16 protein-coding genes and 1 pseudogene are annotated in these 16,354 nt (G+C 73.0%); 9 read left to right on the forward strand and 8 right to left on the reverse strand.

Translation table 11 applies throughout. The annotated features are described in order from the left end of the window. Window positions 1-54 precede the first annotated feature (54 nt). Window positions 55-660 (forward strand): CarD family transcriptional regulator, encoded by a 606-nt coding sequence (locus MOTC310_RS31145; RefSeq protein ID WP_012320643.1) that lies wholly within the window; start codon window positions 55-57, stop codon window positions 658-660. Window positions 661-972: 312 nt separating this feature from the next. Next, on the forward strand, window positions 973-1,848 hold the full coding sequence (locus MOTC310_RS31150) for an RNA polymerase factor sigma-32 (protein ID WP_012320644.1): 876 nt from the start codon (window positions 973-975) through the stop codon (window positions 1,846-1,848). Window positions 1,849-1,986: 138 nt separating this feature from the next. Here the strand turns inward: MOTC310_RS31150 and MOTC310_RS31155 are convergent, their stop codons facing one another. The 3 genes from MOTC310_RS31155 to MOTC310_RS31165 form a co-directional block, all read right to left on the reverse strand. Next, window positions 1,987-3,219: an MFS transporter gene (locus MOTC310_RS31155; RefSeq protein WP_331304573.1), complete on the reverse strand. Its 1,233-nt coding sequence runs from the start codon at window positions 3,217-3,219 to the stop codon at window positions 1,987-1,989. 114 nt (window positions 3,220-3,333) lie between these two features. Then, on the reverse strand, window positions 3,334-3,726 hold the full coding sequence (locus MOTC310_RS31160) for a tautomerase family protein (protein WP_331304574.1): 393 nt from the start codon (window positions 3,724-3,726) through the stop codon (window positions 3,334-3,336). A gap of 26 nt (window positions 3,727-3,752) precedes the next feature. Next, entirely contained in the window at window positions 3,753-4,313 is a 561-nt protein-coding gene (locus MOTC310_RS31165; RefSeq protein WP_331304575.1) for a DUF4865 family protein, read from the reverse strand. 90 nt (window positions 4,314-4,403) lie between these two features. Here MOTC310_RS31165 and MOTC310_RS31170 point away from each other — a divergent pair. Continuing rightward, window positions 4,404-4,541 (forward strand): annotated as a pseudogene (locus tag MOTC310_RS31170) (helix-turn-helix domain-containing protein); the annotation flags it as partial. Between the two features lie 570 nt (window positions 4,542-5,111). On the opposite strand, the gene secB reads toward MOTC310_RS31170, so the two are convergent. Continuing rightward, window positions 5,112-5,612, reverse strand: coding sequence for a protein-export chaperone SecB (gene secB / locus MOTC310_RS31175; protein WP_331304577.1), 501 nt, complete (start codon window positions 5,610-5,612; stop codon window positions 5,112-5,114). A 347-nt stretch (window positions 5,613-5,959) separates the two neighbouring features. Between secB and MOTC310_RS31180 the strand changes: the two genes are divergently transcribed. The 4 genes from MOTC310_RS31180 to mltG all read left to right on the forward strand — a co-directional run bounded on the left by MOTC310_RS31180 (window position 5,960) and on the right by mltG (window position 10,009). After that, window positions 5,960-6,673 (forward strand): Tim44/TimA family putative adaptor protein, encoded by a 714-nt coding sequence (locus MOTC310_RS31180; protein ID WP_331304578.1) that lies wholly within the window; start codon window positions 5,960-5,962, stop codon window positions 6,671-6,673. A gap of 322 nt (window positions 6,674-6,995) precedes the next feature. Then, window positions 6,996-7,343, forward strand: coding sequence for a Smr/MutS family protein (locus tag MOTC310_RS31185; protein WP_419539981.1), 348 nt, complete (start codon window positions 6,996-6,998; stop codon window positions 7,341-7,343). Between the two features lie 209 nt (window positions 7,344-7,552). Continuing rightward, entirely contained in the window at window positions 7,553-8,443 is an 891-nt protein-coding gene (gene mutM, locus MOTC310_RS31190; RefSeq protein ID WP_331304580.1) for a bifunctional DNA-formamidopyrimidine glycosylase/DNA-(apurinic or apyrimidinic site) lyase, read from the forward strand. A 150-nt stretch (window positions 8,444-8,593) separates the two neighbouring features. Beyond that, entirely contained in the window at window positions 8,594-10,009 is a 1,416-nt protein-coding gene (gene mltG / locus MOTC310_RS31195; RefSeq protein ID WP_331304581.1) for an endolytic transglycosylase MltG, read from the forward strand. A gap of 59 nt (window positions 10,010-10,068) precedes the next feature. Here the strand turns inward: mltG and MOTC310_RS31200 are convergent, their stop codons facing one another. Beyond that, the gene (locus MOTC310_RS31200) at window positions 10,069-10,704 is read right to left on the reverse strand and encodes a PAS domain-containing protein (protein WP_331293912.1); all 636 of its coding nucleotides are present in this window, start codon (window positions 10,702-10,704) and stop codon (window positions 10,069-10,071) included. A 144-nt stretch (window positions 10,705-10,848) separates the two neighbouring features. Here MOTC310_RS31200 and MOTC310_RS31205 point away from each other — a divergent pair, with 144 nt between their 5' ends. Then, on the forward strand, window positions 10,849-11,706 hold the full coding sequence (locus tag MOTC310_RS31205; protein ID WP_331294008.1) for a YicC/YloC family endoribonuclease: 858 nt from the start codon (window positions 10,849-10,851) through the stop codon (window positions 11,704-11,706). 52 nt (window positions 11,707-11,758) lie between these two features. Further along, on the forward strand, window positions 11,759-12,421 hold the full coding sequence (gene gmk / locus MOTC310_RS31210; protein ID WP_331293913.1) for a guanylate kinase: 663 nt from the start codon (window positions 11,759-11,761) through the stop codon (window positions 12,419-12,421). A 109-nt stretch (window positions 12,422-12,530) separates the two neighbouring features. On the opposite strand, the gene MOTC310_RS31215 is transcribed toward gmk, so the two are convergent. The 3 genes from MOTC310_RS31215 to MOTC310_RS31225 all read right to left on the reverse strand — a co-directional run bounded on the left by MOTC310_RS31215 (window position 12,531) and on the right by MOTC310_RS31225 (window position 16,277). Beyond that, window positions 12,531-12,977 (reverse strand): DMT family transporter, encoded by a 447-nt coding sequence (locus MOTC310_RS31215; RefSeq protein WP_331304582.1) that lies wholly within the window; start codon window positions 12,975-12,977, stop codon window positions 12,531-12,533. 94 nt (window positions 12,978-13,071) lie between these two features. Further along, on the reverse strand, window positions 13,072-13,662 hold the full coding sequence (locus MOTC310_RS31220) for a biliverdin-producing heme oxygenase (protein WP_331304583.1): 591 nt from the start codon (window positions 13,660-13,662) through the stop codon (window positions 13,072-13,074). Beyond that, window positions 13,662-16,277 (reverse strand): histidine kinase dimerization/phosphoacceptor domain -containing protein, encoded by a 2,616-nt coding sequence (locus MOTC310_RS31225; protein ID WP_331304584.1) that lies wholly within the window; start codon window positions 16,275-16,277, stop codon window positions 13,662-13,664. Before MOTC310_RS31225 ends, MOTC310_RS31220 begins: the two co-directional genes overlap by 1 nt. Window positions 16,278-16,354: the final 77 nt, after the last annotated feature.

Below are 16,354 nucleotides of genomic sequence, written 5' to 3' on the forward strand. Positions count from 1 at the left end.
GAACACGGTTTCGCGCGGCGCCGAACGCTGCGCGCCAGTGGAGGCCCTTCTCGCATGACCACAGCCAAGAAGACGACGACCGCAGGCCGGCAGGGCTTCAAGACCGGCGAGGCTGTCGTGTATCCGGCCCACGGCGTCGGTCGCATCACCGCGATCGAGGAGCAGGAGATCGCCGGCTACAAGCTTGAGCTGTTCGTCGTATCGTTCGAGAAGGACAAGATGGTCCTGCGCGTCCCCACCGCGAAGGCTAACAGCGTCGGCATGCGCAAGCTCGCCGAGCCGGAGCTGGTCAAGAAGGCGCTCGACCTGCTGACCGGCCGCGCCCGGATCAAGCGCACCATGTGGTCGCGCCGCGCGCAGGAATACGAGGCCAAGATCAACTCGGGCGACCTGCTCGCCGTCACCGAGGTCGTGCGCGACCTCTTCCGGTCCGAAGCCCAGCCGGAACAGTCCTACTCCGAGCGCCAGCTCTACGAGGCCGCGCTGGACCGGATCGTGCGCGAGATCTCGTCGGTGAACCGCATCACCGAGACCGAGGCCCTGAAGCTGATCGAGCAGAGCCTCGCGAAGTCGCCCCGCCGGGCGAAGAGCGAGGCGGAGCCCGAGGCCGAGGCCGACGGGGACAGCGAGGGCGACGACATCCAGGAGGAGGCCGCCTGAGGCGCGCCGCACCGCCGACGACACCGAACCCGGCCCCCGCGGCCGGGTTTTTTGTGCCTCGCGCAGTCAGTTTCCCCGCGCCGGCACGGTCGTTCCGGGCCGTCCGGGCTGGACGGCGCGGCGCCGGATCCCATGTGATCGGGACAGAACACGAATTCGTGGCCGCCCGGTTGTCGCATTGTGGGGCATCGGGACGGAACTTTCGCGTTTTGCCTTCCGTTGTCGGTTGCCTGGCGTCGCCTCCCGGTGACGCCTGCGCGTCGGGCTATCGGCTCGACGCCGCAACAGCACTCGACAACAAGAGGCAGGCGGATGGCTGAGATCGCGGGAATTCGACGGCAGTTCATACGGACTGCCATGGAGGCACCCTTCCTGGCCCGGGAAGAAGAGCGCGGCCTCGCCGTCCGCTGGAAGGACGAGCGCGACGAGCGGGCCCTCCACCGTCTGATCTCGGCCCATATGCGCCTCGTCATCGCCCTGGCGGGGCGTTTTCGTCACTACGGCCTGCCGATGGCCGACCTCGTCCAGGAAGGGCATGTCGGCCTGATGGAGGCCGCCGCCCGGTTCGAGCCCGAGCGGGACGTCCGCTTCTCCACCTACGCGACGTGGTGGATCCGCGCCTCGATCCAGGACTACATCCTGCGCAACTGGTCGATCGTGCGCGGCGGCACGTCCTCGGCGCAGAAGGCCCTGTTCTTCAACCTGCGCCGGCTGCGTGCCCGGCTGATGCAATCGACCGAGGAGCATGTCGGCGACGAGATCCATCGCCGCATCGCCAGCGCCATCGGCGTCTCCCGGGACGACGTCGCGCTGATGGACGCACGCCTGTCCGGTCCCGACATGTCGCTCAACGCCCCCGTGGGCGAGGACAGCGACGCCTCCTCGGAGCGGATGGACTTCCTGGTCGACGGCGCCGACCTGCCGGACGAGACCGTGAGCGCCACGGTCGACGGCGAGCGCCGGCTCAGCTGGCTCCAGCAGGCCCTGACCGTCCTGTCGGAGCGCGAGCTGCGCATCCTGCGCGAGCGTCGCCTCGCCGAGGATCAGGCGACCCTGGAAGCCCTGGGCCAGCGGCTCGGCATCTCCAAGGAGCGCGTCCGCCAGATCGAGAACCGCGCGCTCGAGAAGCTGCGCCGCGCCCTGGCCGACCGCTTCCCCGCCGCCACGGGCAGCCCGCATATCGGCTGACCCTCAGCCGCGTCACCGTCCCGAAGCCCGGCCCCCGGCCGGGCTTTCGCGTTCCGGAGCGCCGTACGTTCGGTCCTCCGCCGTCAGCGCGGGTGGCGCGCAGACGGGTCGATGCGAGCCCGCGCTCGGGCGGCCGGTTCAGGCTCCCTGAGCGGCGGCGCTGCGCCGCTCGCGCCGGCGGCGGCGCCGGCCGGGCTCGGGCGTGGCGTCGAGCCAGATCACCAGCGCCAGGGCGACGAGCGCCGGCACGCCGAGGGCCAGGAAGGCGCCGGCCCAGCCGAACAGCCCGTAGGACAGGCCGCCGTACCAGCCCGACAGCGCCCCGCCGACGCCCTGCACGGCGTTGACGCTGCCGAGCGCCGTCTGTGTCCGGCCCGATCCCCAGGTCAGATCCGCGACCACCACCGGCACGGCCACCCCGACGATGCCCGAGGCGACGCCGTCCAGCACCTCGGCGGCGATCAGCCAGACCGGATCGTCGATCAGGCCGGACAGGAGTGCCCGCACCGGCAGGACCGCGAAGGCGACCATGAGCAGCTGGCGGCGGCCGCGCTTGTCGGCGAGCGATCCGGCGAACAGCGCCACCGGGACCATCACCAGCTGGGCCACCATGACGTAGCGCGCCGTCCAGGTGGTCGCGTCGGCCGCGGTCGCGACCAGCTTCTGGCCGAGCAGCGAGAGCATGCCGCCGTTCCCGAGATTGAACAGGGTCAGCGCCACGGTCAGCACCAGCAGGCGGCGATTGCCCAGGACTTGGCGAATGCCGCTCCGCTCCGGCTCGTCCGAATCGTCCTCCTTCCAGCCGACGGCCCGGCGGCGGTTCCAGGCCCCGGCCGGCGTCGTCACCGTCGCGACGATCGCCGCCAGCGCCATGCCGCCGAGCACCCAGAAGGCGATCGCGGGGCCGAAATAGCCGGTGCCGAGGCTGATGCCGCCCGCCGCGATCAGGATGCCGACGTGGTTGAAGGCCTGATTGCGCCCCTGCTGCGCGGGGAACCGGTCCTTGCCGACGATCCCCAGGGTCAGCGACGCGACGGCCGGCAGCAGCAGGGTTCCCCCGGCCGCGGCGAGGAGCTGCGCGCCCAGCACCGCCGGGAAGCTGCGGGCCGGCAGGAGCAGCAGCGTTCCCACCAGGATCGCGCCGCAGGCCAGCGCGATCAGCAGGCGCGGACGCGGGAACCGGTCCACCAGGGCGCCGAACGGACCGCTCAGGAACAGCGTGCCGAATCCGACCAGGGTGATGACGAAGCCGACCCGGGCCGGGCTCCACGAGGCCGATTGTGCCAGCCAAGTCCCGAGGAAGGGTCCGAGGCCGCCCTGGATGTCTCCGATGAACAGGTTGATCAGGGCGAGGTTTGCGGTGGGAGCCATGCGATCCTAGAGCCGTTTCGGGCACCGGACCTGTACGTGGACCCCGAAACGGTCAAGCCCGGATCGCGGCTGCCATCGCCGCACCGCTCCCGCGGCGGGCCGGCTTCGCCCGCCTCACGGCTCCGGCGGCCCGTACTGCATCAGCCCGTCCCCGAACGACCAGTTCTCCGGGCTGACCTCGACGAGGTTGATGAAGACGTCCGCCGGCGCCACGCCGGGATCGCGCGCGAGATTGCGCGCCACGGCGGCGTAGAAGGCGCGCTTCTGCGCGGTGCCGCGCGTGGCGTTGGCGGTGATCTGAACGATCACGAGCCGGTCGCTGCGCCGGACCCCTAGATAGTCGGGGCCGTAGGCGAAATCCGACGGGTCGTGCTGGTGGACGAGGGCGAACAGGTCGCCCTCCGGCACCGCGAAGGTCTCGCGCATGGCGTCGTAGACGCCCGCGACGAGGGCGGCCCGGTAAGTCTCAGTCGTCCCGGCGCGCAGGGAGATGCGGGTCAGAGGCATGGCTTCAGCTCCTCGGCAGGCAACGGTCAGCGGCCGCGCGCCGCGGCGAGGCCCGGCGCGGCGAGATGGGCGATCGCGGTCCCGGACGGCCCGGCGGCCGGCTCGGCGCGGAGGATGAAGCGGGTGAGCCGCCACCCGTCGGGGTCGAGCCCGGCCACGGTCGCGAGGACGTCGCGCTCGGCCGCAAGGTCGCGCCCGCGTCCCCGCTCGTCGTCGCGCAGGGCGGCGAGATCCTCCGCGGGCGCGACGAGTCGCGTCTCTTCCGAGAGGGTGCCTGCCGCGCCGCCCTGGCCGAACTCGACGGCGACGGCCAGCCACGTCTCGATGCGCGGCCGGCCGAAACTCTCGATCACGGCGCGGAACCCGGCGCCGGCCAGGAAGGCGGCGGCGGCGCCGGCATCCTGCCACAGATAGAGGGAGCTGTAGGCGTTGTCGGCCGCGCCGCGCGCCCGGTCCTCGATCGTCAAAGCCTTGAAGACGAGGCCGGGCACCGCGTCCCAGGCGGGTGCGCGGGCGGCTACGCGCGCGCGGATCCTGTCCATGGCGTAGTCGGCCGGCAGACGGTGCCGGTAGCGGGCGATCAGCATGGGTCACTCCTGACGAGGAGTTGAGCCTTGCACGCCGCCACGATAACAGCGACATATCGCATCCGATATCTACGATAACGGCGCGATATGATGTCGGAGCGTCCGCTCGACCTGGAAGGCGTCCTGGCCTTCGTCCGCGTGGTCGATCTCGGCAGCTTCACGCGGGCCGCCGAAGCGCTGGCGACGTCGCAGGCGGCGATCAGCCTGCGCCTGAAGCGGCTGGAGGACCGGCTCGGCACGCGCCTCCTGGACCGGACGCCGCGACATGTGGACCTGACCCGCCAGGGCGCGCTGTTCCTGCCGGCGGCCCGGCGCCTCCTGGACGCCCATGACAGCGCCGTGGCCGAGGCGGCGACGGCGGTGCCGGCGCGACTCAGCCTCGGGATCAGCGACCACGTCGCCGGTCCCGACCTGCCGGCGCTGCTGCGGCGCCTGGGGCTGGATCGGGCCGGGCTCGTCACGGAGGTGCGGATCGTGCCGTCGCGCGACCTCGCGGCGGCGTTCGGACCCTCCGGCGAGGGCGGCTACGACGCGGTGATCCTCCGGACGGAGGACGAGGCTGGCCCTGGCGGGACGGTCCTGGCGGAGGAGCGGCTGGGCTGGTTCGCCGCGCCGGATTTCCCGGCGCCCCGTCCGGGCGAGGCGCTGCGGCTCGCGGGGCTCGCGGGCCCCTGCACGGTCCGGGGCGCGGCGGTGCGGGNCGCCGCCTCGCCGGGCGCCCCGCGGAGGCCCTGCGCGCGCTGGCGGCGGCCTATCGCGGTCCCGGCGGCCGCTGAGCGGCCGCCGGCTCGTCCTGCCTCAGGAGGCGAGCGGGCCCTGGGCGCCCTGCTGCTCCATCACCTTCTGCCGGTAGAGGCCGACGAAATCGATCGGGTCGATGTACAGGGGCGGGAAGCCGCCGTTGCGCACCGCCTCGGCCACGATCTGGCGGGCGAAGGGGAAGAGCAGGCGCGGGCACTCGATCATCACCGCCGGATGGATCTGGTCGGCCGGGATGTTGAGGAGCCGGAAGACGCCGGCATAGGTTACCTCGAAGGCGAACAGCACCTCGGCCTGGACCTTGGCGTCGCCCTCGAGCTTCAGCTCGACCTCGAAATCGGTCTCGGAGAGCTGCTGCGCGTTGACGTTCACCTGAATGTTGATCTGCGGCCCCTGGCCCTCCTTGGGCTGGAGCGAGCGCGGCGCGTTCGGATTCTCGAAGGAGAGGTCCTTCGTGTACTGCGCCAGGGCATTGATGGTCGGCACATCGCCCTGCGGCATGCCGCCGCCGTTGCCGTTCGCTGCCGGGGAATCGGCCATGCGGATCATCCTTCTCGATCGACCGGCAGGGCCGGCGCGGGTTGTTGTCGCGGCGGGAGCGGCTGGATCACGCCGCGGAACTGCCCAAACGGCAGGGCCGCTAACACGCGGGCCGAGCCTGGACAAGCGAGCGGGGGCGGCGCTGGCGCCGGCGGCCCCCGCGACCCATATCGCCCGGTATCGCAATTGACGCGTGGGTACGGTTGCCCGGCCGGCACAACCGGCTCGCTCCCGACGCGTTGGTCGGATATGAGTCGGCCAGACCTCTGCGCGCTTAGCCGGCGTCGCACCGCGCGTGACCTGAGCAAGGGGCACAGGGTCTCGCCGCGGCCACCATCGGATCGGTGATGCAGGACAGTTTCGACGTTACGACGATCATCTTCCTCGCGCTGGCCGTCTTCGTGATCTGGCGTCTGCGCTCGGTGCTCGGTCAGAAGACGGGGGCCGAGCGCTCGCCGTTCAAGCCGGTCGACCGCAGCCGCACCGAGCCGCAGGCGCGCTCCGACGGCGACAACGTCGTGCGCCTGCCCGGCGCCGACCGGGTCCAGGCCGCGCCGCCGCCCGCCGCCGCGCCGCGGGACTGGCGGGGGATCGCCGAGCCGGGATCCGAGGTCGCCCGCGGGCTGGAGGCCTGCATCCAGGCCGAGCCCGGCTTCGACCCGCGCGCGTTCATCGAGGGCGCGAAATCCGCCTACGAAGCCATCATGATCGCCTTCGCCAAGGGTGACCGTAAGACCCTGCGCGGCCTCCTCTCGAAGGAGGTCGGCGAGGCGTTCGAGCGCGCGATCGCGGAGCGCGAGCGCAACCGGCAGACGCTCGAGACCACCTTCGTGTCGATCGACAAGGCCGAGATCGTCGCCGTCGAGGTGCGCAACCGCGTGGCGCACGTCACCGTGCGCTTCCTGTCGAACCTGATCACCGCCACCCGCAACGCCGAGGGCAAGGTGGTGGACGGCAGCGCCGAGACGGTGGTGGAGGTGCCGGATGTCTGGACCTTCGCCCGCACCCTCGGGTCGCGGGATCCGAACTGGCAGCTCGTGGCCACCGAGGCCGGCGCCTGAGCCCGTGACCGGCGCCCCGTGACGATCTTGCCGTGTCGATCCCCCGCGCCCGGTCCGGAGCAGTTCCGGCCGTCCTCCTCGCGTCCCTCCTTAGCCAAGCCGCGTCGGCCGCGCCGGTGGCGGTCGGCGGCGCGGTCCTCACGCCCGTCCCCCCGACCGACTTGCCGGGCTTCCCCGGCGCGCGGGCGGACGCGGCGCTCGACGCGTTCCGCCGGGTCTGCGCGGCCCCNGGGCGAAACAGCCGCCGAAATCGCCGAAGCCGGCCGCGGAGCCGCCGCGCCCGGCCACCGCAGCGCCGTACCAGGCGCCGCCGCAGCGCCACGTGCCCGGCGCGGGGCTGGAGCGGAACGCCAAGCTCGGCCTGCGCCGGGGACGGCTCGCGATCGAGGCACGGATCGACCTGCACGGGATGGTGCAGGCGGAGGCGCATGCCGCGCTGACGGGCTTCCTGCTCCGGGCCCGGGCCGCCGGGCATTCCTACGTCCTGGTCGTCACGGGCAAGGGCGGCCCGGGCTACTCCGAGGCCTTCGCCGAGCGCGGCGTGCTGCGCCGCAGCGTGCCGCACTGGCTGCGGGGGCCGGAGCTGCGCGGCATCGTCCTCGGCTTCGAGGAGGCGGCCCGCCACCATGGCGGCGGCGGCGCCCTGTATGTCCGGCTGCGCCGCCGCTAGGGCGGTCGGGACCCGGCACAGGACATGGCGCGGCGATCCCGTGCGGTCCCCTGTTCAACGCCCCCGCGCGACGGCGCCTCGCGGCGTCCGCGTCCCGCGCGGCAAACCGCGCCGGATCGGCGCGGTTGCGGCGCGCTCCGATCCCGCCGATATCCGGAGCCGGCGCGCGGGGCGCCGCGCACGCACAGCCGGGAGAGGCCGCGAGAGAGATGCCGGAGCTTCCCGAGGTCGAGACGGTGCGGCGGGGACTGGCGCCCGCCCTGGTCGGCGCGCGCTTCAGCCGCGTCACCCTGCGCCGGGCCAACCTGCGCTTCCCGTTCCCCGAGCGCTTCGCCGCCCGCCTCGAGGGGCGGACCGTCACGGGCCTCGCGCGCCGGGCGAAGTACCTCACCGCCGCGCTCGATTCCGGCGAGACGCTGGTCATGCATCTCGGCATGAGCGGCCGGTTCGACGTGGCCCTGCCCGACGGCAGCAACCTGTCGCCGGGGGATTTCTACCTCGAGGGCGCCCAGGGCACGCCCAAGCACGACCACGTGGTGATGGCGATGAGCACCGGCGCCACGGTGACCTACAACGATGCCCGCCGCTTCGGCTTCATGGACCTGGTCCCGAGCGCGGATCTCGCGGCCTGCCGGCACTTCGCCCGGATGGGCGTGGAGCCCCTCGACGGTCTGACCGGGGCGGTGATCGCGCGGCTCTTCCGCCACAAGAGCGCGCCGCTGAAGGCCGCCCTGCTCGACCAGCGCCTGATCGCGGGCCTTGGCAACATCTACGTGTGCGAGGCGCTGCACCGGGCGCGCCTCCATCCGGAGGCGCCGGCGGGGAGCCTCGCCCGGCCGGACGGTCGCCCGACGCCGAGGGCCAACGCCCTGGCCAAGGCGATCGTGCAGGTCCTCGAGGAGGCCGTGAAGGCCGGCGGCTCGACCCTGCGCGACTACGCCCACACGGACGGCAGCGCGGGCGCCTTCCAGCACGCCTTCCGGGTCTACGACCGGATCGGCCTGCCCTGCAGCCGGCCGGGATGCGGCGGCGCGATCACCCGCATCGTGCAGGCCAACCGCTCCACCTTCTACTGCGCCACCTGCCAGCCCCCGGGCTGAGCGCGCCGATCGGCGCCTATCGCGCCGCGGAACGGCATTTTCGCCACAAACCCGGCTAGGGTTACGGCCCTCGACGTGCGCACCCGGTTGCGGGCAGCCGATCCCGGCCCGCGACGCGTGACGGGTCGCGCGGGCCCAGACAGGATCCCGATGTTCTTCCGCCGCTCAAAGACGCCCGCGCCCGAGACCACAGCGCAGGATCCGACGGACGAGCCCGCCCTGCCGCAGCGGCTCTCGCCGCGCTCGCCCGGCGAGGCGATCAAGCCGACCGTCGCGCCCCCGCCGCCGGAGAAGCCCGAGCGCGAGCGGAGCGGCCTCGTCGGCCTGATCAGCGGGGCCCTGACCTTCGCGGTCGTCATCGCCATCGCGGCGATGATCGGGATCACGCTGTTCCAGCGGCAGGTGCGCGAGCCCGGACCGCTCGCCGCCGACAAGGTCGTGGTCATCCCGACCCACAGCGGGACCTCCGAGATCGCCGAGACCCTGAAGCGCGAGGGCGTGATCGACCATACCGGCCTGTTCGAGTTCGCCGCCCGCTTCGGCGGCCGGCCCGCGCTCCGGGCCGGCGAGTACGTGTTCAAGGCGCATGCGAGCATTTCCGACACGCTCGACACGATCGCCACGGGCCGGCAGGTCCAGCACGCCATCACCTTCCCGGAGGGCCTGACCTCCGAGCAGATCGTCACCCGGCTCAACGACAACGACGTGCTCACCGGCGAGATCAACGAGATCCCCCCGGAGGGCTCGCTCCTGCCCGACACCTACAAGTTCGAGCGCGGCGCCACGCGGCAGCAGATCGTCAACCTGATGAAGGCCAAGCAGCGCGAGGTGCTGAACCAGATCTGGCTGCGGCGCAGCGCCGACGTGCCGGTGCGGACCCCGGCCGAGATGGTCACCCTCGCCTCCATCGTCGAGAAGGAGACCGGCCGCGCCGACGAGCGGCCCCGGGTCGCCGGCGTCTTCATCAACCGCCTCAACAAGCGGATGAAGCTGCAATCCGACCCGACGATCGTCTACGGGCTCGTGGGCGGGCGCGGCACCCTCGGCCGCGGCATCCTGCGCTCCGAGATCGACCGGCCGACCCCTTACAACACCTACGTCATCGAGGGTCTTCCGCCGGGCCCGATCGCCAATCCCGGCCGCGCCGCCCTGGAGGCGGTGGCCAACCCGTCGCGGACCAAGGATCTGTACTTCGTGGCGGACGGCACCGGCGGCCACGCCTTCGCCGATTCCCTCGAGGCGCACCAGCGCAACGTCGCCCGCTGGCGGGCGGTGGAGAAGAGCCGCCAGGCGCCGCCGGACGCCGTCGACAAGGTCGAGCCGAGCCCCGATCCGGCGACGCCCGGCCGCGCCTCGGCCTACGCGCCGGCCGGCGCCCCCGCGGGCAACGGGATCAACACCAACGCGGCCTTCGCCCTCGATACCGGAACGCCGGGCACGCGCGCCTTCGACGCCTCCGAGGGGACTCGCCTCGATCCGCTCAAGAACCGCAGCTACGATCTGGGCTCGCCCAAGACGGTGCCGACCCTGAGCGAGCCGGCACCGGCGCCGCGGGGCCGCCGCTAGGGACCGCCGGCGGGCCCGACGCCGTCGAGCCCGCCTCCGCGCCCGCCTCCGCGCCCGCCTCAGTGCGCCTTCGTGTTCCGCGGGCGCCGCGGCACGTCCGGAGGGTCGCCCGACAGGGAGGCCGCGATCTGCCGTCCCAGCTCGTACAGCAGGGCCTCGAGCAGCGGCTGCACCCGGGCCGCCTCCTCGGGCCCGAGATCGCCGACCAGCTCCCACAGGCGCATCGCGTAATCCGCCATCCGCTCGACCGCGGTACCCTGCTCGGTCGGGGCGCCGAGAAAGCCGACCGGCGGCTCGAACGGGCCGTCGACCCGGCTGTCGGTGATGTCGATCACGATGCCGCGGCCGTAGATGTGCCCGTCCGGGCGCCGCTCGAACCGGCCGCGCGCCAGCACCCAGCGCACGAGCCCGGGGGCGGGGACGATGCGGTGCTCCCAGGCGAAGAGGCCGCCTTCCTCGCGCACGCGGCGGCGCTCGCTCTGGTCCCGGGCGAGATCTTCCGGATGGAAGATCGCGGAGAGCTGCTCCCAGCTGATCCCGTCCGCCGCCTCGGCCTCGGTCAGGCCGAAGATCCGCGCCATGGTGGCATCCCCGCGCACCCATCCCTCGTGCGGCGCATCCTCCCAGATGCCGACGCCCAGCGCGGACATCCCGAACGGCTTGAGCGCGGCCCACCCCAATACTGATCGCGGCATGCGCCATCCGAACCCATGTGCGGGCCGCCCGGCGCGGGCCGCGTCGCGGTGGCAGCGGCGACCGGCCTCTTCCCACCGGAGTGATCCGTGCTACAGGCCCCGATCTTCACGGGGACGGGGGTCGGCGTGGCCCAGATCGCGAGCATGACCGGTTTCGCCCGGACGGCGGGCAGTGCCGGACCGGTGCACTGGGCCTGGGAGGTCCGCAGCGTCAACGGGCGCGGCCTCGACGTGCGCACCCGCGTGCCGGCCGGCTATGACGGGCTCGGCGAGACCGCCCGCACCGCCCTGCAGAAAACCCTGGCCCGCGGGCAGTGCCAGCTGACCCTGACGCTCACCAAGCCGGAGACGACCGCGCGGGTGCGGATCAACGAGGCCCTCCTGGCGAGCCTCGCCCAGGCGGTGGCCCGGGTGCCGGTCCCCGAGGGCGTGGCCCGCGCCACCATGGACGGGCTGCTCGGCGTGCGCGGCGTGATCGAGGTCGAGGACGAGGCGGCGGACACCGACTCCCTCGCCCGGGACCTGGCCGCGGGCGTGGTCCAGCTGGTCGCGGATCTGGTCGAGGCCCGCCGCGCCGAGGGGCGTCAGCTCGAGCAGGTCGTCACCGCCCAGGTCGAGCGGATCGCCGCGCTGACCGAGGCCGCCGAGGCGAATCCGGCCCGCCAGCCCGAGGCCGTGCGGGCGCGCCTGGAGGCGGCCGTCGCGGCGCTCGGCGGCAGCGGCCTCGACCCGGACCGCCTGCACCAGGAGGCGATGCTGCTCGCCGGCAAGGCGGACGTGCGCGAGGAGCTGGACCGGCTCCGCGCCCACGTGGCGAGCGCCCGCGAGTTGCTGGCGGCCGGCGGCGCGATCGGCCGCCGCCTGGATTTCCTGGCCCAGGAATTCGGCCGCGAGGCCAACACCCTGTGCGCCAAGGCCAATGACATCAGCCTGTCGCGGATCGGACTCGACCTGAAGGCCGTGGTCGAGCAGTTCCGCGAGCAGGTCCAGAACATCGAGTGATGCCGGATCAGGACGTGAGGATACGGATGCGAAACGTCGGGGAGCCACGCGCATGACCGAGCCGGCCGGGAGCGTCTCCGACTCGATCGCGCGGCGCGGGTTGATCCTGATCCTCTCCTCGCCCTCGGGCGCGGGGAAGACCACCCTGACGCGGGCGATCGCGCAGGATCCGAGCTGGGCGCTCGACCTTTCGATCTCCGTGACCACGCGGGGGCGGCGGCCCTCCGAGATCGACGGGCGGCACTACCACTTCATCGATCGCGAGGCGTTCGACGACCTGCGCAACCGCGACGACCTGCTCGAATGGGCGGAGGTCCACGGCAATTTCTACGGCACGCCCCGGCGGCCGGTGGAGAAGGTGCTGGGCTCCGGCCGGGACATGATCTTCGACATCGACTACCAGGGCACGCGGCAGGTGCGCTCCAAGCTCGCCCAGGACGTGGTGACGGTCTTCATCCTGCCACCGAGCATGGCCGAGCTGCGCCAGCGCCTGGAGCGCCGGGCGGAGGATTCCGCCGAGACGATCGAGAAGCGCCTCGCCAACGCGCGGACCGAGATCCAGCGCTGGGTCGAGTACGACTACGTCATCGTCAACGACGACCTGCAGAACGCTTTCAAGGCCCTGCAGGGGATTCTGGCGGCCGAACGGCTCCGGCGGGCGCGCCGCACCGGCCTCGCCCCCTTCGTCGAGGGCCTGCTGGCCGAGTCGCCGTGATCCGGCCCCAGAGCGCTCTCCGCCGCAATGGATACCGGTTCGGCGCGAGGGAGCGCGTCAAGACAGAGGCTCGGAGCCGTGCCCGATTGCGACGCGATCGGGCACGGCCCTAGCGGCGGATCAGCACGACGCCGCCGATCAGGAGCGCGATCCCGAGGAGGCGCGGCAGGTCGACGGGCCGCTGCGCGAGGCCGAGCAGGCCGGCGTGGTCGAACAGCACCGAGGCGAGCATCTGGCCCGTGACCAGCAGGGCGAAGAAGGTCGCGGCGCCGAGCTTCGGGACGAGCAGGATCGCGAGCCCGATGAACACCGCGCCGAACAGGCCGCCGCTCCAGGTCCACCACGGGATCCGCTCCGCCACGCTCGTCGTCGGCACCGGATCGCGCAGGGCGGCGGCGAGGAGCGCCATGCAGGCGAGGCCGACCGCGTAGCTGGAGACGCCGGCCCAGGACGCCGAATCGAGGCCCGCGCGGAGATTGGCGTTCAGGATCTGCTGCAGGACGAGGCCGGCGCCCGCCAGCACGGCGAGCAGGGCGGAGAGCGCGAAGGCGAGCATCGAGAGACGGGCCTCTGGGTCGGGACGGCGGGCGGCATTGACAACCGTCCGGGCCGATCCCGTCAAATGCCGCCCGCGGCGCGGCCCGAGCGGCTCAGGCGGCGGCCGGCATCTCCGGAACCGGGCAGAGCCACGCGCGCATCGCCGCGAAGGTCGAGACGGCCGCGCCGGTGAGCGCGGCCTCCGCGGCCGGATCGTCGCCGAAGACGTCCAGGCGCTGCCGGAAGTTCGCCCACATCGTCCCCGCGGCGGGCCCGTGCGCCCGGTAATAGGCGAGCCCCGCGCCGGAGAATCCGTGCAGGCCGGCGATGTGCCGGCCGATCAGCTGGCCGCCGAGGGTCGATCCCTCCAGCACGTAGAGGGCGCCCGTGGCGGCGGCCGGCCCGACGAGCACCGGGGCGGCCGGCCTCGGGAGCGCCGCGACCGCGGAGGCCGGGAGGCCGAGATGGTCGAGGTCGGCCGCGAGGAGGGCGAGGCGGCGGCGCGGCGCCAGGAACGGCTCGTCGGCGAGCCCGGACCCGATGGCCGACTCCCAGACCGCGTGGAAGCCGTAGAGGCGCCCCAGCAGGTCGCGGTAGCCGCCGAGCGTCGCCACCCGCGCCTGCCAGTCGAGGGAGGTCTCCAGCGCCCGGTGGGCCGGATCGGTCGCGGCGCGCAGCCGCGCGTGCAGGCCGTCGCGGGACATTACGCGGTGATCGTGAAGCAGGCGCCGGGCGTGTTGGCGACGGTGAGCTTGGCGTTGATCTGGTCGAGCATCGCCCGGATGAGCTTCATCCCCAGGCCGGAGCCCTTGCTGCGGGCTCGCGCGTCGGCCCAGTCGTCCGGCAGGCCGGCGCCGTCGTCGCAGACGCGGAGCTGGACCTCGCCGGGGCCGGAGGCCGAGACGCTCACCTCGACGCGGCCGATGCCCTCGGGCGTGGCCGCGTACTTGAAGGCGTTGGTGACGAGTTCCGTGGCGATCAGCGAGAGCGCTACCGCCTTGCGGTAGGGCACCATCAGGCCGGGTTCCGCCGAGAGATCGACGGCGTGCCCGTCGCCGGCGAGCCCCGCGAGGTCGTTGCACAGATTCTCGATGGTCTGGCCGAGATCGACCTCGTCGAACCGGTCCGCCTGGTACAGGCTGTCGTGGACCCGCGCGACGCTCATCACCCGCGCGGAGGTGTCGGCGAAGGCCTGCCGGGCCTCGCCGTCGGCGATCTGGCGCCGCTGCATCTGCAGGAAGGCCGACACGATCTGCAGGGAGTTCTTGACCCGGTGGTCGATCTCCCGCGTGAGAAGGTCCTTCTGCTCCAGCAGGCGCTCCTTCTCGGCGAGCAGGGTGGTGAGCTCGTCGATCTTGCGCCGCTGGCGCAGCACGACGCCCTCGACCGCCTCGGCCAGGGAGCCGGCGAGCTGGACCTGCCATTCCGCGAAGGGCGCGGCGAAGCCGGTGCGCTCCTCGACCCAGCGCTCGAAGGAGCGGCGGGGGAGCACCGCCACGGGACCGCTCCCGGCGAGCACGGGCTTGCGCGGGTCGCCGCCCCACGTGACCGTGCTCGGCACTTCCGGCCGGAACCACAGCAGCAGGTTCTCGCGCGAGGCGTCGACGAAGGCCGCGAGCAGGCCGCTGGCGATCTCGCGATGCGGGCCGGCTTCCGGATAATCGGCGCTGAAGCTGTCGCTGCTGTAGCCGACCTCGCCCTCCGGCACGCGCGATCGCAGCCAGCCCGCGATCGCCGCCACCATCTCGGCCGGCGGCGTCCGGCCGATCAGCGTGACCCGCTCGCCCGAGACGATGCCGGCGCCGGTGGCGCTGAACAGGTCGAGCAGCGTCGTCGTCCCGGCGGTCAGGGCGGCGACGAAGTCGTCGGAGCGCGTCAGGCCGCGCACGAGGCGCCCCTCGACGTCGAGATGGGCCTGCCGCTCGGCCCAGAGGCGGCGCGACTCGATCTCCTGCACGCGCATGGCGAAGGCGTCGGTGAGCACCGTGGCGGCCGCGCGCGTCTCCGGCGTGACGTAGTGCGGGCGGCGATGATGACCGATCATCAGGCCCCAGAGCCGTCCCTCGACCATGATCGAGATCGACATGGAGCCGTTCACGCCGAGGTTGCGCTGGTACTCCAGGTGGATCGGCGAGAGCGTGCGGTGCTGGGCGAAGGTCAGGTCGATCGGGCCGTTGCCGGCGCCCGGGGCCGCGACGAGCCCGACCGGGACGCTGTCGCGGTCGATGACGAAGCGGCTCTTGGCCTTGGTGTAGAGGGCCCGGGCCTGGGCGGGGATGTCGGAGGCGGGGAAGCGCAGGCCCAGCAGGCTGCGCGACCAGCCCGGCACCTTGTCCTCGGCCACGGCCTCGCCGTTCCAGTCCGCGTCGAAGCGGTAGACCAGGACCGCCTCGAACCCGGTGAGGGCCCGGATCTCGAGGGCCGCGATCCGTGCGGCATCCGCCAGCGTCCCGGCCTCGCGCAGGCGCCCGACGGCGAGCTCGGTATCGACCTGGCTCGCCGTGGCGAAATCGTCGGCCGAGTCCGGCTCCAGCTCCAGCTCGACGATGAGGCGGCCCGCATGGGTGTGGGCGACGGCGTGATAGGCGGCGGCGCGGTCCGGGAAGGTCAGGGTCCGGCGCATGGAGGCGCCGTCGCCGAGGGACCCGCCGGCCAGGCGCGCCCGGATCGCCGCGACGAAATCGGCCGGCAGCACGTCCGCCAGGGGCCGGCCCGCCAGGGGCGGCTGGATCGGATCGATGATCTCGTCGACATTGGCCGAGTAGGCCGTGACCAGGAGGGTCCCGGCATCGGCCGCGAGCATCACGGCGTTGGGCTGGATCGATCCCGGGATGTGGATCGGCTCACGCTCGCAGAGGCTGGCATCCACCGGCTCGGCGCGCACCCGCCGGCCGATCGCCGCCATGACGGCCTCGCGCGACCGGTCGGCCCCGAGGCTCTCGACGGGATCGATGGTCAGCCATGTCACCGGGCGCGTGCCGGCGATCTGGCCGTGACGCATGTGGATCCGGGCCCGCAGCGGCTGCGGCAGCCGGCCGAAGACGTAATCGAAGCTCTCGTCCAGGGCGCCGCGGCGCGCGCCCGCCAGGAACCGGCCGCGGAAGCTCGGCACGTTCGTGCCCGGCATCACGTCGCGGAAATAGTCGCGGCCGAGGACGGCCTCCCGCGACAGCCCGGAGATCGCGCTCGCGCCCTCGCTGAAGGCCACGACGGTGCCGGCCGAATCGAGCCCGATCACGCCCTGATCCAGGCGATCGAGCGCGTCCGGCGCGATGACGTCGAGATCGACGTCAGGTTCGGGGGCCTGGCTGGGCGGCATCAGGGACGAGACCGGCTCATTCAGGCGGGTATGGCGACCGGAATGGCCGAGCGCAATGCTTGTAATGTCGACAAGAT

Source organism: Methylobacterium oryzae (assembly GCF_036441375.1).
GTDB classification, from domain to species: Bacteria; Pseudomonadota; Alphaproteobacteria; order Rhizobiales; family Beijerinckiaceae; genus Methylobacterium; species Methylobacterium oryzae_A.